Source organism: Micromonospora sp. NPDC049171 (assembly GCF_040648275.1).
In the GTDB taxonomy this organism is placed as follows: Bacteria; Actinomycetota; Actinomycetes; order Mycobacteriales; family Micromonosporaceae; genus Micromonospora.
In genome coordinates, this window is sequence record NZ_JBEZDJ010000014.1 from 178,257 (window position 1) to 201,757 (window position 23,501).

Annotated in this window: 17 protein-coding genes; 1 reads left to right on the top strand and 16 read right to left on the bottom strand. The window is 70.0% G+C overall.

Going from position 1 to position 23,501, the window contains the following annotated elements; genetic code table 11:
- Positions 1-298 precede the first annotated feature (298 nt).
- The 15 genes from AB0B14_RS19465 to AB0B14_RS19535 all read right to left on the bottom strand — a co-directional run bounded on the left by AB0B14_RS19465 (position 299) and on the right by AB0B14_RS19535 (position 19,947).
- Positions 299-1,972 (bottom strand): alpha-galactosidase, encoded by a 1,674-nt coding sequence (locus tag AB0B14_RS19465; protein ID WP_357065304.1) that lies wholly within the window; start codon positions 1,970-1,972, stop codon positions 299-301.
- 262 nt (positions 1,973-2,234) lie between these two features.
- Positions 2,235-3,221, bottom strand: coding sequence for a LacI family DNA-binding transcriptional regulator (locus tag AB0B14_RS19470; protein ID WP_357065302.1), 987 nt, complete (start codon positions 3,219-3,221; stop codon positions 2,235-2,237).
- A 414-nt stretch (positions 3,222-3,635) separates the two neighbouring features.
- Complete coding sequence (locus AB0B14_RS19475; RefSeq protein ID WP_357065300.1) at positions 3,636-5,762, bottom strand: RICIN domain-containing protein; 2,127 nt, start codon at positions 5,760-5,762, stop codon at positions 3,636-3,638.
- A gap of 328 nt (positions 5,763-6,090) precedes the next feature.
- A complete protein-coding gene (araA, locus tag AB0B14_RS19480) occupies positions 6,091-7,593 on the bottom strand; it encodes an L-arabinose isomerase (protein ID WP_357523378.1) in 1,503 nt (500 codons plus the stop codon).
- Between the two features lie 26 nt (positions 7,594-7,619).
- On the bottom strand, positions 7,620-8,609 hold the full coding sequence (gene yjfF / locus AB0B14_RS19485) for a galactofuranose ABC transporter, permease protein YjfF (RefSeq protein ID WP_357065297.1): 990 nt from the start codon (positions 8,607-8,609) through the stop codon (positions 7,620-7,622).
- Complete coding sequence (locus AB0B14_RS19490; protein WP_357065295.1) at positions 8,606-9,676, bottom strand: ABC transporter permease; 1,071 nt, start codon at positions 9,674-9,676, stop codon at positions 8,606-8,608. The genes yjfF and AB0B14_RS19490 overlap by 4 nt, the downstream gene beginning before the upstream one ends.
- Positions 9,673-11,214: a sugar ABC transporter ATP-binding protein gene (locus AB0B14_RS19495; RefSeq protein ID WP_357065293.1), complete on the bottom strand. Its 1,542-nt coding sequence runs from the start codon at positions 11,212-11,214 to the stop codon at positions 9,673-9,675. The genes AB0B14_RS19490 and AB0B14_RS19495 overlap by 4 nt, the downstream gene beginning before the upstream one ends.
- 188 nt (positions 11,215-11,402) lie before the next feature.
- Positions 11,403-12,410: an ABC transporter substrate-binding protein gene (locus tag AB0B14_RS19500; protein WP_357065291.1), complete on the bottom strand. Its 1,008-nt coding sequence runs from the start codon at positions 12,408-12,410 to the stop codon at positions 11,403-11,405.
- 127 nt (positions 12,411-12,537) lie between these two features.
- Positions 12,538-13,215 carry an L-ribulose-5-phosphate 4-epimerase gene (locus AB0B14_RS19505; protein WP_357065290.1) on the bottom strand — a complete coding sequence of 226 codons (678 nt, stop codon included), beginning with the start codon at positions 13,213-13,215 and terminating at the stop codon, positions 12,538-12,540.
- Positions 13,212-14,894, bottom strand: a complete 1,683-nt coding sequence (gene araB / locus AB0B14_RS19510; protein WP_357523380.1) for a ribulokinase — start codon at positions 14,892-14,894, stop codon at positions 13,212-13,214. The genes AB0B14_RS19505 and araB overlap by 4 nt, the downstream gene beginning before the upstream one ends.
- A gap of 644 nt (positions 14,895-15,538) precedes the next feature.
- A complete protein-coding gene (locus AB0B14_RS19515; protein WP_357065286.1) occupies positions 15,539-16,327 on the bottom strand; it encodes an ABC transporter permease in 789 nt (262 codons plus the stop codon).
- On the bottom strand, positions 16,324-17,301 hold the full coding sequence (locus AB0B14_RS19520) for an ATP-binding cassette domain-containing protein (protein WP_357065284.1): 978 nt from the start codon (positions 17,299-17,301) through the stop codon (positions 16,324-16,326). Before AB0B14_RS19520 ends, AB0B14_RS19515 begins: the two co-directional genes overlap by 4 nt.
- 33 nt (positions 17,302-17,334) lie before the next feature.
- A complete protein-coding gene (locus AB0B14_RS19525; protein WP_357065282.1) occupies positions 17,335-18,177 on the bottom strand; it encodes a DUF4097 family beta strand repeat-containing protein in 843 nt (280 codons plus the stop codon).
- Between the two features lie 74 nt (positions 18,178-18,251).
- Positions 18,252-18,776: a hypothetical protein gene (locus AB0B14_RS19530; protein WP_357523382.1), complete on the bottom strand. Its 525-nt coding sequence runs from the start codon at positions 18,774-18,776 to the stop codon at positions 18,252-18,254.
- 46 nt (positions 18,777-18,822) lie between these two features.
- Positions 18,823-19,947, bottom strand: a complete 1,125-nt coding sequence (locus AB0B14_RS19535) for an FUSC family protein (RefSeq protein WP_357065590.1) — start codon at positions 19,945-19,947, stop codon at positions 18,823-18,825.
- 440 nt (positions 19,948-20,387) lie between these two features.
- Between AB0B14_RS19535 and AB0B14_RS19540 the strand changes: the two genes are divergently transcribed.
- Complete coding sequence (locus AB0B14_RS19540; protein WP_357523384.1) at positions 20,388-22,616, top strand: hypothetical protein; 2,229 nt, start codon at positions 20,388-20,390, stop codon at positions 22,614-22,616.
- Between the two features lie 93 nt (positions 22,617-22,709).
- Here the strand turns inward: AB0B14_RS19540 and AB0B14_RS19545 are convergent, their stop codons facing one another.
- Positions 22,710-23,465 (bottom strand): SDR family oxidoreductase, encoded by a 756-nt coding sequence (locus tag AB0B14_RS19545; RefSeq protein ID WP_357065278.1) that lies wholly within the window; start codon positions 23,463-23,465, stop codon positions 22,710-22,712.
- Positions 23,466-23,501: the final 36 nt, after the last annotated feature.

The following is a 23,501-nucleotide window of genomic DNA, read 5'->3' on the forward strand; positions in this document are numbered from 1 at the left end:
TAGCGCTCACATACGACACGTCAACACCAGATCCGAAATACCGGTGTCACGGTCTCGTAACGGAGGCGTCCCCGGCGGCGAGGCCAGCGCCCGGAGGGGCCCCGACCTGGGCGCACGGCGGTGACCGGCACCGGAGCGGACGGCCGTCAGGCAGGGCCCGTCGACCGCACCGAGCCACCGTCCAGACGGCCGGCGGACGCGACGGTGCCCGCGGACGACGGGTGTCGTCCGCGGGCACCTGGAGTGCGGTCGGATCAGGTGGGCTGCCGCGACCTGGTCGGTCGACGGACCCGGTCGGCTATCGCTGCGTCCACCGCTGGTTGGCCGCCCCGGTGCAGTTCCAGAGGATCACCGTGGTGCCGTTGGCGGTGCCGTTGCCGTTGACGTCGAGGCAGAGCCCGGACTGGGCGCCGCTGATCGTGCCGTTGGCGTTGATGGTCCACCGCTGGTTGGCTCCGCCGTTGCAGTCCCAGATCTGCGCCTTGGCGCCGGCCGCGGCGCCCGTGGGCGCGTCCAGGCACTTGCCGAGCGACTGCAGGGTCTGACCGTTGACGGTCCAGCGCTGGTTGGCGGCGCCGTTGCAGTCCCAGATCACCGGCTGGGTGCCGTTGGCGGTGTTGCTGTTCGGAACGTCCAGGCAGCGGCCGGAGGCGGCACTGGCGAGCGCGCTCGACGTGCCCGGCGGCGGGCTCGTCGGCGGCGGGGTCGTCGTCGGAGGAGTCGTCCCCCCACCGCTGACCCGGTACACCACCGTGCCGTGCGCCGGAACGCTGGCGCTGATGGCCCCGCTGGAGGAGGTGGTGGCACCGGACCACGCCTCGACCAGGGTGAACGAGCTCCCGGACTTGCCGACGGCGGCGGCCGTGGTCGAGATCGTCGTCGTCGAGCCACCCTGGTTGAGCAGGGCGACGGCGACGTCACCGTTGGCGAGCCGCTTGGCCAGCACCCGGCGGGTGCCGTCGAACGACACCTGCGTCCCCTGCAACCCGAGCGAGTCCTGGTTGATCGCGATCAGGTTGGCGTTCTTGAGGATGGTCTGCGTCGCGGCGTTCATGTTCCGGACGTCGTTGCCGGCGATCAGCGGAGACGCCATGATCGCCCACATGGCGAAGTGGCTGCGCATCTCCGTGTCGTTCATGCCGCCGCGACCGACCTCCATCATGTCCGGGTCGTTGAACCCACCCGGCCGCGCGTAGGACGCCAACGGAACCGTCACGTTGATGATGTTCTGGATGCCCATCGGGTAGCCGTTGGTCTGACCGGTGTCCCAGGCGTTGGTGATGTCCTCGGTGGTACGCCACATGTTGGCCACGTCGCCCCAGTTGCGCTGCGGGCCGGTCTTGGCGTGGATGCTGTTCGGGTTGATGCTGTAGACGATCGGCCGGCCGGTGGCGGCCAGCGCGTCACGCATCTTGGCGAAGGTGGCCACCTGGTCGTTGATGCTGCCCTCCGGCGAGCACCAGTCGTACTTGAGGAAGTCGACGCCCCAGGCGGCGAACTGGCGGGCGTCCTGCACCTCGTGGCCGCGGCTGCCGGTGGCGCCGGGGTAGGAGTTGAAGTACTGCGCGCAGGTCTTGTCGACCGGCACCTGATAGATGCCGAACTTCAGGTCCCGGGCGTGCAGGTAGTCGCCGAGCGCCTTCATCCCGCTGGGGAAACGGGTGGGGTCGCCCTGGATGTTGCCGGAGCTGTCCCGGTTGGGGTTGAACCAGCAGTCGTCGACGACGACGTAGTTGTAGCCCAGGTCCCGCATACCGCTGCTGACGATCGCGTCCGCCGTCTGCCGGATCAGCGCCTCGTTGATGTTGCAGCCGAACGAGTTCCACGAATTCCAACCCATGGGGGGAGTGCGCGCCACCCCGTTGTCCAGTGCCTGCGCCGCCGGGGCGCGGAGGCCGACCAGAGCACCGGCGACGAGCACTCCGGCCGCCAGCACGCTCCCCCAGCGTCGACCTCGGGTGATGCGGTTCATCGAGCCTCCTTGTCGGTGGCGCCCGCCGGTGACTACGATCAGAGGTGGGACGATAGCTGGACGCCGATTCTTGTTAGCGTTAACAGAGACGTCCATCATGTTACGGCCACATTTCACGAGGTTCAATACCTCCCGGCCAGTTGCATTGTCCCCGGTCGATGAAAAAAGCCAGGCTTCGATTGAGCGGCGTCTTACCGACGGTGACGAGCCAGCAGGGCGGCGCGGTGCCGTCGACGCCGAGACCCTCCGGCTGGGGCCGACGTCAGCGCCGCGGTGGGGCGACGCTCTCGCGGGCGACCAGGGCCGGGGCGATGGTCTGCCGCATCGCCCCGCCGGTGCCCGTCTCGATCTGGGCCAGCAGCATCTGCAGGCTCGCCCGCGCCACCGCGTCGAAGTCCGGGCGGACGGTGGTCAGCGGCGGAATGAAGTACGCCGCCTCCGGCACGTCGTCGAAGCCGACCACGCTGATGTCGTCCGGCACCCGCCGGCCGAACTCGTGCAACGCCCGCAGCACGCCCAGGGCGAGGTGGTCGTTGGCGGTGAAGACGGCGGTGACCTCCGGCATCCTCGCCAGCATCTGCCCGCACCGGTAACCCGACGCGGCGGACCAGTCCCCCGGCATCAGCGGCGGCGGGTCCACACCGGCCGCGAGCAGGGCGTCCCGCCAGCCGTCGATCCGGCCGACGCTGTCGAACCAGTCGAACGGCCCGGAGACGTGCCAGACCGTGCGGTGCCCCGCGTCGAGCAGATGTCGGGTCGCCGCCCGGGCACCCGCCACCTGGTCGACTGTCACCAACGGCACCGGTCGGCTCGGGTCGCCGTCGACGGTGACCAGCGGGACGTCCTGGGGAAGACGCTCCAGCGCCTCACCCGCCGACTCCACCGGCGCGATCACCACGATGCCGGCGACCCGGTGCGACAGGTGCCGCTCGACGGCTGCCGAGATGGAGCGGTGGTCCAGGTTTCGCACGCTGCCGACGCTGACCGCGAAACCCTCCTCGGCGGCGGTCTGCTCCAGGGCGGCCAACAGCGACGCCGGACCGTAGAGGGTCGTGTTCTGTGCGACCACACCGATGACCTGGGATCTGCCGGTCACCAGGGCACGAGCCGCGCCGTTCGGGCGGTAGCCGAGCTCGGCGATCGCCGCCCGCACCCGGAGCCGGGTCTGCTCACGAACGTTGGGGTGCCCGTTGAGCACCCGCGACACCGTCTGATGGGAGACACCGGCCAGACGAGCGACATCTGTCATCGCGGGACCGTGGACGGCCATTTCACTCTCCCCGCTAAGTCTCGGGCCCGCGGCCCGGTCGACGTCGACTGGAGCGGCCCGGCCCAATCCCCCTCGCTCAGCCACCACGCCGGTGCTGAATCCCAGGTGACCAGCGCTGAATCGCCGTCAGTCTACGCCAGCATCCGCTTCGATTACGGGACGGCTGTGCCCGGATGTGCTACGCATCGAAGCCGCACAAGGCTTTTCCCACCCGGCGTACGCGGGCAGCCGGCTCGCGGTTGCGGGCTGCGGTGGCACGCCAACCTGCTCCACGCTCCTTCAGAGAGCGTGGAGCAGGCCGGCCGGGCACCGGGTGGTGGCGCCGACCGCACGTGCCAGTCGGGCAAACGCTCGTCGGCGCCACCGGTCAAACCGACAGTCGTGTGACTGGTGTCACGGTGTCGTCAGGTCGAACCTGCGGACCGTGACCGCGCCGCCGAGTGCCGACGTCGCGTGGTTGAAGATGGCGAACCGGTAGCCCATGAAGAACTGCCAGTTGTTCGCCAGCGTCAGGGCGTTGCCGAACGAGGTGAAGTTGACCCCGTCCGTGCTGTACGAGAAGCGCGCCTGCCGGCCGGACCCCGGTCTGATGTCGGCGTTGGCGCGCAACCAGATCCGGCCACCGGAGACGGCGGTGCTCGCCACCTCACTGCCGGTGCTCGTGGTGTTCCAGCTGCCGTCCATCGTCAGGCCGTTCTGCATGACCAGACGGGTCGACCCGTTGTCCCGCCGGACTCCGATCCAGGCCGACGAGTTGCGCAGCACCGCCAGGCCGGTGCGGTCACCGTCGCGCATCGTGGAGTAGTCCAACTCGATGGTGGCCGTCGAGGTGGGGCCCTGGATCCGGTGGGTCAGCGTGTTACGCGCCTTGTACAGGTCGCCGGTGACGGTGGCGGTCTGCAGGTTCAGCCCGTTGTTGACCGACCACTTGCTGTTGTCGGGGTTGTGGTTCCACTCCCACTGCGGGCCGAGGGTGGTGCCGGCGAACGTGTCGGTGCCGGTGAGCGGCTTGACGGCTCGTGGCGGCGCGGGCAGGTTCGGCTTCGGGTACGTGGAGCCCCACGTGCCGTTGACCGTCTGCAGCACGGGCCAGCCGTCGCCGGTCCAGGTGATCGGCGCCATGGCCGGCATCCGACCACCGGGGTACGCGTCGACGAACGACATGTAGTACCAGTCGCCGTTCTGGGTCTGCACCAGCCCACCCTGGTGCGGCACGCCGCCACCGGAGATCGGGCCGGGCAGGTTGAGCAGCACCTGACGCTGCTCGTACGGGCCGAACGGGCCGTTCGTCGACTTCAGCACGTACTGGCCGTTGGCCGGGCGGGTGAGCCAGATGTAGTAGGCGCCGTTGCGCTTGTAGAACCGGGCGCCCTCCAGCGTGCCGATGCTCGACGGCGTCTGGTACACCTGCTGGGCGCGGACCTGGGACTTCCCGTCCGCGGACAGCTGCGCCACGCTGATCGTGCCGTTGCCGTACGCGATGTACGGGGTGTCGTTGTCGTCGAACAGCAGGCCGGCGTCGTAGTAGCAGTTGGGGATGGTGGTGTGCTTGGTCCACGTGCTGTCGACGGCGGACGCGGTGTAGATGTGCGTCTGCGCGAAGTCGATGCACCCGGCCCAGTAGTACGTCTTGTTGCTCGGCCGGTAGTTCAACGTCGACGCCCAGATCCCGTCGACGTAGGCGTTGCTGCCGCCGCTCATGTCGTACTTCGAGCCGAAGTCGAGCTTGGGCACCGAGTGACCGGCGAACTCCCAGTTGACCAGGTCGTACGAGCGCAACACCGGAGCGCCCGGAGAGTAGTGCATGGTGGACGCCGACATGTAGTAGGCGTTGTCCACGCGGATGATGTCGACGTCGGCGAAGTCCTGCCAGACCACCGGGTTCGAGTACGTGCCGTTCGACGGGGGCGGCGTGGTGGTGGGCGGTGGCGTGGTGGGGTCGCCCCCGCCGTCGACGCGGACGAGCTGCCACTGCTGGTTGGTGCCGTTCCAGTCGGCGTACTGCACGATGTTGCCACCGTCGGCGGTCGAGGCGCCCTGCACCTCCATCACCTTGTTGCTGTTGCGGTTGATCAGCCGGACGTACCCGCCGTCCGAGTCGGCCAACCGGAACTGCTGGTTGGTGCCGTTGTTGTCGGACCACTGCACGATCGGCCCGCCGTCGGCCGTGGAGCGGCCGGAGACGTCCAGCACCTTGCCCGACAACCTCGACTTGAGCCGGTAGTAGCCGCCGCCGGAGTCGACGAACTGCCACTGCTGCTGGTTGCCGTTGTTGCGCGTCCACTGGGTGATCCGCGCGCCGTCGTTCGTGGCCATGTTGTACACGTCCACTGCCTTGCCGCTGTTGCGGTTCACCAACACGTACCAGGCGCTGGTGTCGACAGTTGCCGCCGACGCGGGCGCCGCGGCCACCGCTGCGGCCGCGCCACCGACCACCAGCACCATCGCGGCGACGGCGAGTCTCGACAGCCACCCGCGCCGCCGTGGCGCACCCCGGGGAACCCGACCGATGGAAAGCATGATCCTCCTCTGCTGACGCGAACCGTGCGGTCTGGGCCGGCGTCCGCGGCACCGGGCGGGGCACCGAGCTGACCAGGCCCGGCCATGTGATCGCTAACACCGGTCGCCCGACCGTCGCGGTGACGAGGTGCCGAAACCGCGGGGTAGGACACGCGCGCGACCGGGCCAGCCACGACATCGACCATCTTGGCTATAGACTGTGAGCGATAACATGCTGTTAGTCAAGGCGTAACACGACCGCCTCGCGGGCCTGCTGGCACACACGCGAACGGGTGGCCCACCCCCGCCCGCAGGCAGGGATGGACCACCCGTTCTCCGACCGCGCGGGTCAGAAGCCGCGGGCCAGCCGGTAGTAGGCCTGGTTCCAGCGCAGCTCGTCGGCGAAGCGGCGGGGCTCCGTGTCGGCGTCGATGACGACCAGCTCGGTGCGGCTCATCTCCGCCAGGTCGTGCAGCTCCTCCACGCCCACCGCCTGCGACAGCACGGTGTGGTGCGGGGCGCCCGCGGTGATCCACGCCTCGGCCGAGACCGGCAGGTCGGGGCGCGGACGCCAGACGGCACGGGCGACCGGCAACCGGCGCAGCGGCTGCGGCGGGGCCACCACGTCGATCTCGTTGGCCACCAGCCGGAAGCGCTCCCCCATGTCGGACAGCCCGAGCACCACGGCCGGACCGGGTGCGGCGTCGAACACCAGCCGGACCGGGTCCTCCCGGCCACCGATGCTCAGCGGGTGGATCTCCACGTTGGGCACGTCGGAGGCGATGGTCGGACAGACCTCCAGCATGTGGGCGCCGAGCACCAGCTCGTTGCCCGGGGTGAGGTCGTAGGTGTAGTCCTCCATGAACGACGTGCCGCCGCTCACGCCCACCGACATCGCCTTGAGGGTGCGGACCAGGACCGAGGTCTTCCAGTCGCCCTCGCCGCCGAAGCCGTAACCGTCTGCCATCAGCCGCTGCACGGCGATGCCCGGCAGCTGACGCAGCCCCCCGAGGTCCTCGAAGTTCGTCGTGAAGGCCCGGAACCCACCCGCGTCCAGGAAGGCACGCATGCCCAACTCCACGCGCGCGGCGTACCGCAGCGAGTCGTGCTGTTCCCCGCCGGGCAGCAGTGCGCCGACGATGCGGTAGGTGTCCTCGTACTCCTTGACCAGGTCGTCCACCTGCGCGTCGGTGACCTCGCCGACCACCTCGACCAGGTCGTTGACGCCGTAGGTGTTGACCGAGACCCCGAACCGCAGCTCGGCCTCGACCTTGTCGCCCTCGGTCACCGCGACGTCGCGCATGTTGTCACCGAAGCGGGCCAGCCGCAGCGACCGCATCGCCGACCAGCCCAGCGCTGCGCGGGCCCACGCCCCGATCCGATTGGCCACCCGCGGGTCGCTGACGTGCCCGGCCACCGTCTTGCGGGCCACACCGAGACGCGTCTGGATGTACCCGAACTCCCGGTCGCCGTGGGCGGCCTGGTTCAGGTTCATGAAGTCCATGTCGATGTCGTTCCACGGCAGCAGAACGTTGGCCTGGGTGTGCAGGTGCAGCAGCGGCGTCTGCAACGCGTCCAGACCGGAGATCCACATCTTGGCCGGCGAGAACGTGTGCATCCAGGCGATGACCCCGACGGCACCCTGGGCGGCGGCGTCCCGGCAGACCTGCAGGATCTCACCGCTGTTGGTCAGGACGGGCTTCCAGACCACGCGGGCGGGAATCTGCGGCGAGTCGTCGAGCGCGGCCGCGATCTGGCGAGACTGCTCGGCCACCTGGCGGAGCGTCTCCTCGCCGTACATGCCTTGGCTGCCGGTGAGGAACCAGATCTCGGGTTCGGTGTGTGGTGCCATGGGGTTGCCTTCCGCGAGAGGGGCGGTCACTTGTAACGGATTCCGATGAGGCGCTGGAGGAGGATGAACGCGAACAGCAGGCCGCCGATCACGATCTTGGTCCACCAGGAGTTGAGGCTCCCATCGAAGGTGATGAGGGTCTGGATCACGCCCAGGACCAGTACGCCCAGCACCGTTCCGAAGACGTAACCCGCACCCCCGGTGAGCACGGTGCCCCCGATGACGACGGCGGCGATGACGTCCAGCTCCATGCCGACGGCGATCAGTGGCGCACCGGAGAGGGTGTAGAACGACAGCAGGATCCCACCGATCGCGGAGCACAGACCACTGATGGTGTAGACGGCGATCCGGGTCCGCCCCACCGGCAGGCCCATCAGCAGGGCCGACTGGGGGTTGCCGCCGATGGCGTACACATTGCGTCCCAACCGGGTGTAGGCCAGCGTGTACGCGGCGACGGCGACCACGACGAAGGCGATCAGCACGCTGATCGACACGAAGTTGCCCTGCGGGTTACCGATCCGCTCCTGCGACATCGAGGTCCAGAACCCGTCGGTGATCGGGATCGACGCACCGGAGATGAACGTGCACATGCCCCGGGCGAAGAACATCCCGGCGAGCGTGACGATGAACGGCTGGATCTCGAAGAAGTGGATGGCGCAACCCATCAGCAGACCGAGCGTCGGGCCGATGAGCAGGGCGATGACGAGCACCAGTGCCGCCGGCATGCCGTCCTGTAGCAGCGCGGCCGACACCATCGCCGTCATGGCGACGACCGATCCGACCGACAGGTCGATGCCACCGGTGAGGATCACGAAGGTCATGCCCACCGCGACGACGAGCAGGAAGCCGTTGTCGATGAAGACGTTGAAGATGACCTGCACGTTGGAGAACGCCGTGTACTGCGACACCCCGATGGCGTACATGACCAGCAGCAGGGCGAGCGTCGCCAGGACCGGTATCTGCTTCCTCGGCAGCCGGAACCGGTTACGACCGGCGGTAAGCGTTCCAGTGGTCATGCCGGCACCTGCTCCTTCGGCTTGTCGGCGATGGGGGCGGACGGCGGAACACTGCGCCTGCGGCGGGCGAACCGGGCCCGGAAGGCCGGTGCCTGGATGAGGCAGACGGCGATGACGACAACCGCTTTGAACAGCAGCGACGTCTGCGGCGAGATGTCCATGGCGTACACCGTGGTGGTCAGGGTCTGGATGATCAGTGCCCCGATGATCGTGCCGCTGAGGAAGAACCGGCCGCCGGCGAGGGACGTACCGCCGATGACGACCGCGAGGATCGCGTCCAACTCCACCCAGAGACCGGCGGCGTTGCCGTCGGCGCTGGAGACGTTGGCCGTCATCATGAAGCCGGCGACGGCGGCGCACGCGGCGCTGATCACGTACACCAGGAAGATGACCCGGGCGGACCGGATGCCGGACAACCGGCTGGCCACGGCGTTGCCGCCCACCGACTCGATGATCATGCCGAGCGCGGTGCGCCTGGTGAACGCGGCGACGAGCAGGGCCGCGGCGAGGGCGATGAAGATGGCCAGCGGCAGGGTCAGCGCGTGGCCCAGGCCGATCGCCCGGTACGGCTCGGAGTTGATGGTGATGATCTGACCCTCGGTGATCAGCTGGGCGAGACCCCGGCCGGCCACCATCAGGATCAGGGTGGCGATGATCGGTTGGATGCCGATCACGGCCACCAGCACCCCGTTCCAGGCGCCGAGCACGAGCGCGACCCCGAACGCCATCGCGAGGGCGGTCAGCACCACGCCGAGGTTGTTCTGGTCGGGCTGCTTGCTGATGTACATGCAGGCGATCGCGCCGCTGATCGCGCAGAGCGAGCCGACCGACAGGTCGATGCCGCCGGTCGAGATCACCAGGGTCATGCCCAGCGCGACGAGGATCAACGGTGCGCTCAGCCGCAGGATGTCGATCGGCGTGCCGTACAGGTGCCCGTCCTTGAGCTCGATGGACAGGAACCCGGGCCGGTAGATCGTGTTCGCGGCGAGCATGACGACCAGCACGGCGGCGGGCCAGAACAGCCGGTGACCGGTGATCGTCCGGTAGCGGCTCACGGTGTCGCTCATCGGTCTGCCTCCTCGCGGTGGGATCCACTCGCGATGGTCTGCATGATGCGGTCGGCGTTGAGACTGTCGTCGTTGGGGAGCTGCGCGACCATCTGGCGGTCCCGCATGACTGCCACCTTGTGGCTGAGGCGCAGCACCTCCTCCAACTCGGCGGAGATGAACAGCACCGCCATGCCACCGTCGGACAGCTGCGTCACCAGCTTCTGGATCTCGGTCTTCGCGCCGATGTCGATGCCCCGGGTCGGCTCATCGAGGATCAACAGCCGTGGCTCGGTGATCAGCCACCGGGCCAGGAGCACCTTCTGCTGGTTGCCACCGGAGAGGTTGCGGACCGGCACCTCCGGGTCCGCGGGCCGGATGTTGAGTGCCTTGATGTACTTGTCGACGAGCTCGTCCTGACGACGACGCGGGATGGGCCGCAGCCAGCCGCGGGCCGCCTGCATGGCGAGGATGATGTTCTCCCGGACCGACAGGTCGGCGACGATGCCCTCCGCGCGGCGGTTCTCCGAACAGAAGCCGACGCCGTGGTCGATGGCCTGCGCGGGGGTCCGCAGGCTGCTCGCCGTGCCGTCGACCGTGACCTGGCCGCCGTCGGTCCGGTCGGCACCGAACAACAACCGCGCGACCTCGGTACGCCCCGAGCCCAGCAGGCCGGCCAGGCCCACCACCTCGCCGGCGTGGATGGTGAGGCTGAACGGCTGGACCGCCCCCGCCCGGCCGAAGTCCGACACCGCCACCAGCGGGGTGCCCTCCTCCAGCTTGGCCAGGTCGCGACGGGAGTGTTCCTCAATGCCCTCGAGGATGTCGAGTTCCTTGCCGATCATCTTCTCCACGAGGGAGAGCTGGGGCAGCTCGGGGGTCAGGTACTCGCCGACGAGCCCACCGTTGCGCAGCACGGTGATGCGGTCCGCGATCTCGTAGACCTGGTCGAGGAAGTGGGTCACGAACAGGATCGCGATGCCCTCGTCGCGCAGTTGCCGCATGATGCGGAACAACTGCGCCACCTCGCCGGCGTCGAGGCTGGACGTCGGCTCGTCCAGGATCAGCACCCGGGCCTTGATGTCGATGGCGCGGGCGATGGCGACCATCTGCTGGATCGCCAGAGAATACGAGCCGAGCGGCGCGCTGACGTCGAGGTCGAGGTCGAGGCGGGTGAGCAGGGCGCGGGCGCGGCGGCGAACCTCACCCCAGCGGACGGCGCCGAGGCGCCGGGGCTCGCGGCCGATGAAGATGTTCTCCGCCACCGAGAGGTTGGTGCAGAGGTTGACCTCCTGGAACACGGTGCTGACCCCGGCGGCGTTCGCCTGCATCGGGCCGGTGAAGGACACCGGCTCCCCGTCCAGAGTGATCGTGCCCTCGTCGGTGTCGTAGACACCGGTCAGCACCTTGATGAGGGTCGACTTGCCGGCGCCGTTCTCGCCCATCAGGGCGTGCACCTCGCCGGGAAGGAGCTGGAAGTTGACGTTGTGGAGTGCGCGCACCCCGGGGAAGGACTTGCTGATCCCGGTCATCGTCAGGACCGGACGGCTATCCGTCATCCCATCAGACCTCTTCTGGGTTGTCGACACGGAAGGGCCGCTACGCGCCCGCAGCGCCCGCCCGGTCGCCCCTGGGGGTCGCTCGGGCGGGCGTCGTACGGGGGTGTTCGCGGGCCGAGCCCGGTCCGTTGCGGGTATGAGAGCGACGCGGCGGGGCCGCCACGCGAGCGCGGCGACCCCGTCGTCGATCAGTACTTACGGTTGGGCAGAGCTTCCTTGGCCTGCGCCTGGGTGAAGGTGGTCTCCTCGGTCTCGATCCGAGCAGGCACCTCCTCGCCGGCCTTGACCTTCTTGGCCAGGTCCATCAGCTGTGGGCCGAGCAGCGGGCTGCACTCCGCGATGAAGTTGAACTTCCCGTCGGCGAGGGCCTGCATACCATCCTTGACGGCGTCGACCGTGATGATGGTGATGTCCTTGCCCGGCACCTTGCCAGCGGCGGTGATCGCCTCGAGCGCACCCAGGCCCATGTCGTCGTTGTGCGCGAACAGCACGTCGATCTTCTTGTTGGCCTTGAGGAACTGCTCCATGACCTGCTTGCCACCGGCCCGGGTGAAGTCACCCGACTGGGAGGCGATGACCTTCAGGTTCGGGTTGGCGGCGATCGCCTCACCGAAGCCCTTCTTACGGTCGTTCGCCGGCGCGGCGCCCGTGCTGCCCTGCAGCTCGACGATGTTCACCGGACCCGAGGCGGTCTTCTTCTGCTCGACCAGCCACTCACCGGCGAGCTTGCCCTCCTTGACGAAGTCCGAGCCGAGGAAGGTCTTGTACAGCGACTTGTCGGCCGAGTCGACCGAGCGGTCGGTCAGGATGACCGGGATCTTGGCGTCCTTGGCCTCCTTGAGCACGGTGTCCCACCCGGACTCGACGACCGGCGAGAAGGCGATCACGTCGACCTTCTGCTGGATGTAGTTGCGGATCGCCTTGATCTGGTTTTCCTGCTTCTGCTGCGCGTCGTCGAACTTCAGCTCGATCCCGGCCGCGGTGGCGGCCTCCTTGATCGAGACGGTGTTCGCGGTACGCCAGCCGCTCTCCGCGCCAACCTGCGAGAAGCCCATCGTGATCTTGCCGTCGTCCTTGGTGCCGCCGCCGCTGCCGGTGTCGCTGTTGCCGCAGGCCGCCATGCTGCCGACGAGCAGCACACTGGCGAGGACCGTGGCAGCGCGCCACGGAGCGGAGTGCATTCGCATCTTTCGCATCGAATCTCCTTGGCTCGGTGTGGTGGGGAACCGCGCCAACCGCCGATGTGCAAGGAGCGGCGTACGCGGGTGTTGCGTGCTGCTACTTCGGGGTGGTGCAGACCGGCGGGTCGGGTATGGCCAGAGGTCAGAAACCCGCCGGTGGGACTGGTTGTTGACCGTAGACGGTCTGGTAACGGTCGTGGAGGGCGTCGATGTCCGCCTGTGCGATCGGCACCGGCTGCCCGAGTGCGCGGGCCAGGTGCGCCGTGCGAGCCACGTCCTCACACATGACCGCGGCCTTGACCGCCGCGCGGGCGTCCCGGCCGATGGTGAAGACGCCGTGGTTGCGCATCAGCACCGCGGGTGAGCGGTGCCCGGCGAGCGTGCCGACGATGCCCTTGCCGATGTCGTCGCCGCCGATCAGGGCGAACGGACCCACCGGAATCTCCCCGCCGAACTCGTCGGCCTGCGCGGTGAGGTAGCAGGGGATCGACTCCCCCCGCGCGGCCCAGGCGGTGGCGTACGAGCTGTGCGTGTGCACGACCCCACCGACCTCGGGCATGGACCGGTAGACGTACGCGTGGGCGGCGGTGTCGCTGGACGGGGCGAAATCTCCCTCGACGAGGACACCGTCGAGGTCGCACACCACCATCGTGGCCGCCGACAGGTCGTCGTAGCCCACGCCGCTCGGCTTGATCACCATGAGGTTGCGGCCGGGCACCCGCGCGGAGACGTTGCCGGCCGTCCAGGCCACCAGGCGGTACCGGGTTAGCTCGGAGTGCAGGCGGGCGACCGTCTCGCGCAGCTCGCTGACAGCGGTCATGCCACCACTTCCAGCGCGGGCTCGGGTGTGGCCGCGGCGCTCTCGACCGCCGCGTTGCGGATCGCCCGCAGACGGAGCATGACGTCGTTGCCGCCGCGACCGAAGTGGTCGTGCAGCGTCCGGTACTCCGCGTAGAGGGCGTCGTAGGCGCGCGCCCGCTCCGGGTCCGGACGGTAGACGGCCTCGTGCACCCGGCCCATCGCCTGCGAGGCCTCGTGGATCGAGGGGAACTCACCGGCGGCGACGGCGGCGTGGATCGCCGACCCGAGCGCCGGCCCCTGCGCCGAGGCGATGATGTTCAGCGGTCGCCTGGTCACGTCGGCGTAGATCTGCATCAGCAGGGCGTTGTTGGTGAGGCCACCGGCGATCACCAGGTCGTTGACGGCGACACCGGCCTCGACGAACGCCTCGATGATCATCCGGGTGCCGAAGGCGGTCGACTCCAGCAGCGCCCGGTAGATGTCCTGCGGCCGGGTGGCCAGGGTCATGCCGACGATCATCCCGCTGAGGTCGTGGTTGACCAGCAGGGAGCGGTTGCCGTTCCACCAGTCCAGGGCGATCAGGCCGTGCGCGCCGACGGGCTGGCTCGCGGCCAGCTCGGTGAGTTGTTCGTGCGAGTCGATGCCGGTCGGGGCGGCGTGCTTGACGAACCAGCCGAAGATGTCGCCGACGCCGCTCTGCCCGGCCTCGTAACCCCACGCGCCGGGGCTGATGCCGCCGTCCACGACCCCGCACATGCCGGCCACCTCGGCGACCTCCGCGCCGTTGACGACGTGGCAGGTCGAGGTGCCCATGATGGCGACGAGCCGACCGGGCTGCACGGCCTGCGCGGACGCCGCGGTGACGTGCGCGTCGACGTTGCCGACGGCCACCGCGATGCCCTCGGGCAGGCCGGTCCAGGCGGCCGCCTCGGCGGTGAGCGCGCCGGCCCGGGCACCGAGCGGCAGCAACGGACCGTCCAGCTTGGCCACGAAGTCGCCGAAGTCGGGGTTGAGCGCGGTCAGGAAACCCTCGGACGGATAGTGGCCGTCCTGCAGGATGCCCTTGTATCCGGCGGTGCACACGTTGCGGGTCTCGGTGCCGCAGAGCTGCCAGACGATCCAGTCGGCCGCCTCGACGAAGCGCTCGGCCCGGTCGTAGACCTCCGGATCCTCCTCCAGGATCTGCAGGCCCTTGGCGAACTGCCACTCGGCGGAGATCTTGCCGCCGTACCGGCCGATCCACGGCTCTGCCCGCTCGTGGGCCAGCGCGTTGATCCGGTCGGCGTGCGGCTGCGCGGCGTGGTGCTTCCACAGCTTGACCCAGGCGTGCGGTCGGTCGCGCAGCTCGGGCGTCTCACACAGTGGGGTGCCGTCGGCGAGCGTCGGCAGCACGGTGCAGGCGGTGAAGTCGATGCCGATGCCGACCACCCTGGTGGGGTCCACCCCCGCGGCGGACACCGCCGCCGGGACGGCCTGCCGCAGCACCTCGCGGTAGTCGTCCGGGTTCTGGAGAGCCCAGTCCGGGGGCAGCGCTCGGCCTCCCGGAAGCGTCGTGCTGATGACGCCGTCGCCGTACTCGTGCACCGCGGTCCCCAACTCGGCACCGTCACCGACACGGACCACCAGAGCTCGCCCGGACAGGGTGCCGAAGTCGACACCGACGACGTAGCGGTCGTCAGCTCCATCCACACGGTTCATGTTCACCTCCACCGTTAACGGGGATAGTGTTAACGCTCACATCCAGCCTCGTCAAGACATCTAGGCGCAACAGCTCCGTAACGGAACGGGGAAGCCGGGCCGACTCGGGCGCGTCAATGGCGGACCGACACAAAGCACGTGAATCCGGTGTGGGTGACCGATCGGGCACTCGGGACGAGGGCTGCCGCACGGGCCGGGCGCCGACCGAATGACCCGCGACGGGCCGGGCGACGGGTGCCGCACCTCCCCCGCCGCGGGACGCCCGCCTGCCGGCGGCCACGCGCCGGGCCGGGATGATGTTGGCGATAACATCACCGGGCCGCCGCGCTCCCATGGCCGGACCTCTGGCACGGCCACCGGTCGCCGCGATGGCTCATGAGCGAGCGCCCCCGGGGGCTACCGGCGCACCGCACGGCCCCGCGAGGGGCCCGTGTTATCGATAACATTCGACGTTTGAGTGATCCACTCGCGTTCCTTGAAATCGGGGGTCCGTAGGGCGAAGACGGGCCGACTTCACGAAAGCCGAGTCGATCAAGCCCCCGCCGGCCCGTACCGCGCGACAGGGACAGCCGGCGGCTCGGCCCCCCGTGGGCCGAGCCGCCGGCTGTCCGTCGCGATGGCGGGACGTCGAGCGGGTGTCGGGATCAGGTGGCCCGACTGCGGTTGTACAGGGCCTTGGCCCAGAAGAAGCTGAGCACGCTGATGACGACGCACCAGACGACCGCGATGACTCCGTTGGCGCCGATCCCGGTGCCGAGCAGCAGGCCGCGGAGGGTCTCCATGACGGGCGTGAAGGGCTGGTAGTCGGCGAACCACCGCACCGGCGTCGGCATGGAGTCGGTGGGGACGAACCCGCTGCCGAGGAACGGCAGGAGGATCAGCGGCATGGGCAGGTTGCTGGCCGTCTCGACACTGTCGCTGACCAGGCCGAGGGCGACGGACAGCCAGGTGAGCGCAAAAGTGATCATGGCGAGGACGCCGATCGCGGCGAGCCACTCGACCGGGTTGGCCGTCGGCCGGAACCCGACCAGCAGCGCGACGACGGTGACGGCCGCGAGGCTGAGCAGGGTCTGGACCAGGCTGCCCAGCACGTGGCCGGTGAGCACCGACGGGCGGAAGATCGCCATCGTCCGGAACCGGGCGATGATGCCCTCGGTCATGTCCATCGCGACCGAGATGGCGGTGCCCTGCGCCGCGCTGACCACCGTGATGAGCAGGATCCCGGGGGTGACGTAGTTGGCGTACTGGGAACGGTCGCCGGACGGGCCGAGGCCGGCGCCGAGCGTGCCACCGAACACGTAGACGAAGAGCAGCAGGATGATGATCGGGATGCCGATGAGCAGGAACGTCATCGACGGGTACCGCCGCATGTGCAGGAGGTTGCGCCGCAGCATGGTGCTCGAGTCGCGGACGGCGAGGGAGACGGTGCTCATCGCGCGGTGGCCCTTTCCTGGTCGGGTCGGCCGGCACGGGAGTCGGGCTGGCCGGTGAGGGTGAGGAAGACGTCGTCGAGATCGGGGGTGTGCACGGAGAGCCCGGCCACGCTGATCGAGGCCTCGTCGAGCTGGTCGAGCAGCGAGCGCAGCGACCCGACTCCGCCGTCGCTCGGCACCTGGAGGGTGAGCGCCGCGTCGTCGCGGGTTCCGGCCGCGAACGTCCGGGCCGCCGAGTCGAGCCCGTCCTGGTCGGCGAACTGCAGCACCACGTGGCCGCCCGGGATGAGCCGCTTGAGTTCGCGCGGGGTGCCCTCGGCGATCAGCCGGCCGTGGTCGAGGAACGCGACGCGGTCGGCGAGCTGGTCGGCCTCCTCCAGGTACTGGGTGGTGAGCAGGATGGTGACGCCCTCGGCGACGAGAGCGCGGATGATGTGCCACATGGCCCGGCGGCTGCGCGGGTCGAGGCCGGTGGTCGGCTCGTCGAGGAAGATCACGCGGGGCGCGCCGACCAGGGTCATCGCGAGGTCGAGCCGCCGCCGCATCCCGCCCGAGTACGTCGACACCGGCTTGCCCGCCGCCTCGGTCAGGTCGAACTGGTCGAGCAGGTCGGCGATCCGTCGCCGACCGGCGTCGCGGTCCAGGTGACAGAGGTCGGCCATCAGGTTGAGGTTCTCCCGGCCGGTGAGCAGGTTGTCGACGGCGGAGAACTGGCCGGTGACGCCGATCAGTTCGCGTACCGCGTCGGGCTCGCGTTTCAGGTCGTGGCCGAAGACGCGGGCGTTGCCGCCATCGGCGTTGATCAGGGTGGAGAGGATCTGCACGGTGGTGGTCTTGCCGGCGCCGTTGGGGCCGAGCAGCGCGAAGATCGTTCCCTCGGTGATCATGAGGTCGATGCCGTCCAGCACGACCTTGTCGCCGTAGGACTTCCGCAGGTCGGTGGCGACGATCGCGGGCTTCGTGGAACTGGTCATGGTCTCCTCTTTTGCGGTCGCGGTGGGGATGGATCAGGCGCGGCGGATCATGATGTCGCCGTAGGCGGTGTTCGCCCGGATCTCGACGGTCTCGTCGGTCTGCGCCGGGCCGTCGGTCGTCTCCAGGGCGTTGTGCACACGGCCGTGCTTGGAGCTGACGTCGAGCCAGGCCGCGGTGCCGCGACGGATGCCGACCTCGATGGCCCCGTACGAGGTGTTCAGCTCGATCGCCCCCCGGACGACCTCACCGAGCCGGACGTTGCCGTAGGCGGTGCGTGCCGTCACCGAGGCCATCGGCGAGTCGAGGGTGATGTCGCCGTACGCGGTGTTGACCCGGACGTCGCCGCCACTGCGGCCGATCCAGCAGTCACCGGAGGAATTCTTGATCTCGGCGGGGCCGTCGACCGCGCCGATGCGCACCTTGCCGGACGAGACCTTCACCCGGGCCGAGCCCACGACCCGCTCCACCGCGACCTCGCCGTGGCTGCTGTCGATGTCCAGCGGCCCGGTCTCGTCGAGCCGGATCCCACTCCCGGTCTTGATGTGACACGCACCGAGCCGACCCTCGCAGCGGAACGCCGCCCAGGACGACTGCGCGTGCACTCGCGACCCGGCCGGCAGCTCGATCAGGACGTCGACCGACGGCCCGGGGCCGAAGCCGTAGCGACGCCAACTCTTCGACACCCTGATCAGCAGTTGTCCCGCGGCGTACTCGACGGTGGTCTGCTCGGCGGTGCTCACGTCGGCCCTGCTCGACGGGTCGCGGGGTCGCACCGTCACCACCGTGTCGGTGCGGTCGGTCGCGCTGATCCAGACATCCCCGACGGGCAGCTCGATCTGGACGGCGATGGGCTCTGGCGTGTCGAAAACAGGCATGGTGGTCTCCCGAAAGGTGGTCGGCGAATGTCGCCGCTGGTCAGCGGCGTAAGAAAACGAGGGGGTACGGAGTGTTAGCGGGCCCAGCCGGTGACGTGCTGGCCGGAGCGCGGCTCCGCCCGACGGGGTGGACGACGTTCCGGGTCACCGGCGCCGATGGCACCGGCGACAGCGCGCACCAGCCAGGCGTTGACCGAGAGCCCGGCGCGCCCGGCGGCCTCCTCGACGCTGGCCTTGAGGTGGTCGGGGAGTCGAAGGTTGATCCGCGAGGTGCCGCCGTCCTCGCCGTCGGGCGCGGGTGCCGGCGCGGACAGCGTCGGTGGGCCACTGCCCGCACCCACCTCGTCGACCGGCGGGCTGGCCGGCGTCACCACGAAGTCCGGCTCGCGCCCCCGCAACCGGACGTGCACCGAACCGGGGGCGAGGTCACGGGTGATCTCGTCGGCGGCGTCGGAGAGTGCTTCGAGCAACGTGAGCCGGGTCGCCGCCTCCAGCTGGGCGAAGAGCCGTTCGGCCAGCACCCGGGCCTCGGGGTCGACGCCCTCCGCCGCCACGGCGAACTCGTCTCGCAGGTTCTCAACGTATGACCTCAGCTCCATGGCACCATCATGGCACCACTTTGGCTCAGAGTGCAACAGTCATGGCTCAGGACGATGCCAAACGGTCGGTCCCGCTGCCGGACGCGGACGTTTCCAGGCCGCCGAAAGCACCTCGGACCAGGTGATTCGCCTCCCCCTGGGTCAACCCGGTGGCCACCAGAAGATCGCTGACGGTTGTCCGGACCTGCGCCACCACCACCGCACCGGAGAAGCCGACCCCCTCCCGGTAGGCACGACCGGCCGTCCGCACCGCCCGCAGCGCCTGCTCGCGCGCCCGGTTCGGCTCGGCACCGGCCGCGAACTGCCGCTTGAGCAACCGGACGGCGTCGGCGAGATCGGCCACCGCCTGCGGCAGCGCTTCCGGGACCGGTTCGCCGTCCTCGATCAGCGTCACCGATCGCCGGATGAGGGTTCCGCTGTTGCGCATCGCCCGGTCGATCGGCTCTGCCGCCTGCGCGTACCGGCCCACCGGCCCGTGCCGCTCGCGCCAGTGCACCGGCGACAGGGTGCTGGCCTCCCGGGCGCCCTGGGTCGCCTCGACGAACGCCTGCAACTGGCCCTTGTTCTGCCGCAGCGCGCTGCGGGCGGCACGGGCCCGACCGGCGTCACCCGCGGCCAGCGCGTCGGCGGTCGCGCCGAGTTGGGCCACGAGCAGATCCAACACCGGCCGCGCCGCCCGGTTGAGCACCCGCAGCGGGTTCAGCGGCAGCAGCACAGCGGTGACCAGCAGCGCCAGACCTCCCCCGACCAGCGCGTCCACGAACCGAGGGATCTCCAGGTCACGAACGGACGGACTGAGCGTGGCGATGAGCACCGCCGTCGCCCCGGCCTGGATCACCACCGCCGCACTGCCCGCGAGGAACAACGCGACGACGATGGCGAGCACGACGATCAGGGCCAGTTGCCACCACCCGGTGCCGATCACCAGGAGCAGCAGATCGCCGATCAGCACGCCGACGGTGACCCCGATGATCAGCTCGACGGTTCGGCGGAGCCGTTGGCCGACGGACGCGGCGAGAGTCGAGACCGCGGAGATCGGCGCGAAGACCGGTTGCGACACCTGCAACAGCTCGTGCGCCACGTACCACGCCAGCGCCGCGGCCAGGCCGGCCTGCACCGCGAGCCCGCCGATCGCCCGTACCCGACGGAACCGCTCGCGCAGCGTGGCCATCGTGCGGTCCCACAGCCGGACCACGAGCGGAGCGCGCCGGTCCGCTCCGTGCCGACCGGCAGCGACCATGGCGGCACCTACCCCGCCAGGGCCCGATCAATCCCCCGCGCACGTGCGCGGCGACCAAGCGGCGACCGCGCCGAGCGGCCACCGCGACGACCGCGACGACCGCGACGACCGCGACGACCGCGACGAGTGTGGGGCCGCGCGACCGCGACGATCATTTCGAGGTACGCCGGACGCGTCGCCGTGGGACCGCGACGATCGTTCCGGCGTACGCCGGGCCGGTCGCGATTGAGGCGGTCCGCTTCGGGTAGACCGCGCTCTGCCGCCGTCCGGGTGGCGTCCCCGGCCACGGTGCTGGTGGGGCTGGCCTCGGGTGGATCGTGTCATGGGGCTGCCGAGACGCCGCGGGGGGAACGTCGGATGGGTCAGCGCGGTTGAGCGGGCCGGACATCTCCGGCGACGTCGTGGAGCTACGGGTGCACGGAGTCTCCGGCGCGAACGCCGAAGAGGTGCTGGACCTGCGGCAGATCGCGCAGGTGGCGGGCGACCGCAGCGGAGGCTTCTACCGCCCGCGCCCTCGGTGTTCGGACAGTGTCGGCGCCCACGGGGTGACGCTGGAGGCGTACCGCTGGGGTGACCTGCCCGCCGGGACCGTGGCCCGCGCCCTGGGGCTGGTCTTCCTCCTGCCGTTCATGCTCGTCAACGTGACGATCTGGATGCGTCCCGCGAACGCCGGTTCCGAGGCGATGGTCCGATCGCTGTGCCGGCTGCTGGCGCTCACGCTCACCGCGCTCTACGTGCTCGCCATCGCCGGCGTCGCCCTGGATCTCGTCGGCTGGAAGTGTCTGAACTCGTCGAACTGCCTCGCCGGGCGCAGCTGGCTGTCCTGGTTGAGCGGGCGGCCGGTCGGGCTCCGACTGGCGGTGCTCGCGCTGGTCCCGGCCACCGCGATCGGCCTGATCTGGCGGATCAGCAACCGCCCGGGGCGGCCGTTCGAGGCGTTCCGCGCGCCCGAGCAGGTCTCCGGGCATCGGCTCGGCGAGGTCGGCCAGTGGGACGCCGAGCCGCTGGTCGGCCGACTGCGCTCGATCCACGTCGCCGCCGCGTTCGCGACGCTGGACCTCACCCTGCTGCTGGCCCGAGTCGCCACCGGTGCCACCGCCACCGGCGTCGCCCTGACGGTGGCCACCGCGGTGGTCCTGGCCGCCTGCGTGGGATCGCTGTGCACTCCCTCGCTGATCGACCGGGCCGCCGCCGATCGGCGGCTCGACGGCGTCACCAACGCGCTGCGGACCACCGCCATCGTCCTGACCGTCCTCGTGCTGGCCTACGTGCTGGCCAGCCCGCGACCGTGGGACGAACGCCACGGGCTGCCCGGCTACGACACGACCCTGGCCGGGCTGTTCGTCGCGCAGACGACCCTGCTGGCCGCCCTGGGCGTGGTGCTGCTGCGGCCCGGGAACCGGCGGCGAGGGGCCAGGCCGCTGTTCGGGCTGGGCGCGCTCGCGATCGCGGCGGCCGGGATCAGCGTGGCGGTGGCGTACTCCGCGGGGTTGGTCTTTCGGGCGGCGGATTTCCTCGACCGCGACGTGCCGACCGCTGCGGGCATCGCCGCCGGCCCGCCCCGCGCGTACACGTGGGTGATCTTCGGTTTCCTGCGGGCGGTGCTGATCACGCTGGTCGTCGCCGGTCTGGTCGTCGCGATCTCCCGCCGTCGCCGGCGGCGCGCCGCCGAGACGATCGTCGCGCACGACTACCCGAACCCGCCGGCCCAGGTCAGACCCCGACTCCGGCAGGTCCGGGACGCGATAGCTCGGGCCCGGTTCACCGAGAAACTGGTGTCGCTGGCGGTGCTCTTCGGCTGCCTCGCCGGGCTCGCCACGGCCAACACCACCATCGGCCTGCTGGGAGAGTTCCCGAGCGACCTCGTCGAGAGAAACATCGGGTTGCCGGCGGACGCGGTCACCTTCAGCATCGCGTTCGGCAGTTGGCTGATCGCCGCGATCATCATCGGCCTGATCGTCGGCAGTGTCTTCGCCTACCGGACCATCCCGTTCCGGCGGCACGTCGGCGTTCTCTGGGACCTCGGCACCTTCTGGCCCCGAGCCGCCCACCCCTTCGCGCCGCCCTGCTACGCCGAACGGGCCGTACCGGAGCTGACCCGGCGCGTCACGTACCTCGTCGAGAGCGGCCACCCGGTGCTGCTCACCGGGCACAGCCACGGCTCGGTCCTGCTCGCCGCGACGGTGCTCCAGTTGCCGCCGGAGGTCGGCTGCCGCGTCGCCCTGCTCACCCACGGGTCGCCGTTGCGTCGCCTCTACGCGCGACTCTTCCCCGCCTACATCGATGATGCGGCGCTGCACGACATCGGCCGCCGGGTCGGTTGGCGCTGGGTGAACCTGTGGCGGGACACCGACCCCATCGGCGGCTGGGTCTTCTCCGCCCACCGGTCATCCCCGACGGCCACGGACAGCGACCCGGCAGACGCCGTGGATCGCCGACAACGCGATCCCCGCGACGTGGTGACGCCGGCCAGCGACAGCGTTCCCCCACCCATCCACGGCCACTGGCCGGACGAGGCGGACGAGGCGTTCACCGAGGCGGTACGGGAGTTGGTGCAGCGCCTCGGTGGGCGGACGAACCCACCCGTGGCGCCCGGGTAGCCGGCCCGGTCACCTCGCGCGCGCCGCCCGCGCAGGGTCACCTCGCGCGGGCCGCCCGCGCAGGGTCACCTCGCGCGGGCCGCCCGCGCAGGGTCACGTGGCGCGGGCCGCCCGCGCACGCCAGTCGTCGAGACGCGTGGTGGCGAGACGAGCGCCGTCGGCCGGGACGAGCGAGCGTTCGCCAAGTGTGGCGCCGAAATACCGGGCGCCCGGGTCGGCCACCACCGACCGGGGATCATGCTGGGAGGCGAGGATGGTACGGCCCAGTTCGTCGAGGCGGAACTGCTCCGGGCCAGCGATCTCGACCACCGCGTTGGTGGGCGTACCGACCACGACGTCGGCGACCTCGGCCGCGACGTCGTCCGCCGCCATCGGCTGGATGAGCACCGGCGCGAGGTGCACGGTGTCGCCGTCCGTGGCGGCGTCGATGATCCCCTGGACGAACTCGAAGAACTGCGTGGCGTGCACCACGGAGTACGGGATGCCGGCCGCGACGATGAGCTTCTCCTGGGCGACCTTCGCCCGCATGTAGCCGCTGTCCGGGATCCGGTCGCAGCCGACGATCGAGAGCGCCGCGTAGTGGCCCACCCCGGCGTCCGACGCGGCGGCAAGAAGCGTCCGGGTGGACGTCTCGAAGAACTCCAGCACGGCGGTGTCCTCGAACGACGGCGAGTTCGACACGTCGACGACGACGTCCGCACCGGCGAGCGCCTCGGCGACCCCGTCGCCGGTCAGTGTGTTGACGCCGGTCTTCGGAGAGGCGGGCACCGCCTCGTGCCCCCGGGCGCCGAGATTGTCCACGAGCTTGGAGCCGATGAGGCCACTGCCACCGATGACGACGATCTTCATGGTCGAACCACGTCCTGTCTGCGTGGGATGAGTCGC

Coding starts and splice junctions, on each gene's coding strand:
- yjfF (WP_357065297.1), bottom strand. CDS start 8,609: ATGACCACTGGAACGCTTACCGCCGGTCGTAACCGGTTCCGGCTGCCG.
- araB (WP_357523380.1), bottom strand. CDS start 14,894: ATGAACCGTGTGGATGGAGCTGACGACCGCTACGTCGTCGGTGTCGAC.
- AB0B14_RS19465 (WP_357065304.1), bottom strand. CDS start 1,972: ATGAACCGCATCACCCGAGGTCGACGCTGGGGGAGCGTGCTGGCGGCC.
- AB0B14_RS19470 (WP_357065302.1), bottom strand. CDS start 3,221: ATGACAGATGTCGCTCGTCTGGCCGGTGTCTCCCATCAGACGGTGTCG.
- AB0B14_RS19515 (WP_357065286.1), bottom strand. CDS start 16,327: ATGAGCACCGTCTCCCTCGCCGTCCGCGACTCGAGCACCATGCTGCGG.
- AB0B14_RS19525 (WP_357065282.1), bottom strand. CDS start 18,177: ATGCCTGTTTTCGACACGCCAGAGCCCATCGCCGTCCAGATCGAGCTG.
- araA (WP_357523378.1), bottom strand. CDS start 7,593: ATGGCACCACACACCGAACCCGAGATCTGGTTCCTCACCGGCAGCCAA.
- AB0B14_RS19535 (WP_357065590.1), bottom strand. CDS start 19,947: ATGGCCACGCTGCGCGAGCGGTTCCGTCGGGTACGGGCGATCGGCGGG.
- AB0B14_RS19545 (WP_357065278.1), bottom strand. CDS start 23,465: ATGAAGATCGTCGTCATCGGTGGCAGTGGCCTCATCGGCTCCAAGCTC.
- AB0B14_RS19530 (WP_357523382.1), bottom strand. CDS start 18,776: ATGGAGCTGAGGTCATACGTTGAGAACCTGCGAGACGAGTTCGCCGTG.
- AB0B14_RS19475 (WP_357065300.1), bottom strand. CDS start 5,762: ATGCTTTCCATCGGTCGGGTTCCCCGGGGTGCGCCACGGCGGCGCGGG.
- AB0B14_RS19490 (WP_357065295.1), bottom strand. CDS start 9,676: ATGAGCGACACCGTGAGCCGCTACCGGACGATCACCGGTCACCGGCTG.
- AB0B14_RS19505 (WP_357065290.1), bottom strand. CDS start 13,215: ATGACCGCTGTCAGCGAGCTGCGCGAGACGGTCGCCCGCCTGCACTCC.
- AB0B14_RS19520 (WP_357065284.1), bottom strand. CDS start 17,301: ATGACCAGTTCCACGAAGCCCGCGATCGTCGCCACCGACCTGCGGAAG.
- AB0B14_RS19500 (WP_357065291.1), bottom strand. CDS start 12,410: ATGCGAAAGATGCGAATGCACTCCGCTCCGTGGCGCGCTGCCACGGTC.
- AB0B14_RS19495 (WP_357065293.1), bottom strand. CDS start 11,214: ATGACGGATAGCCGTCCGGTCCTGACGATGACCGGGATCAGCAAGTCC.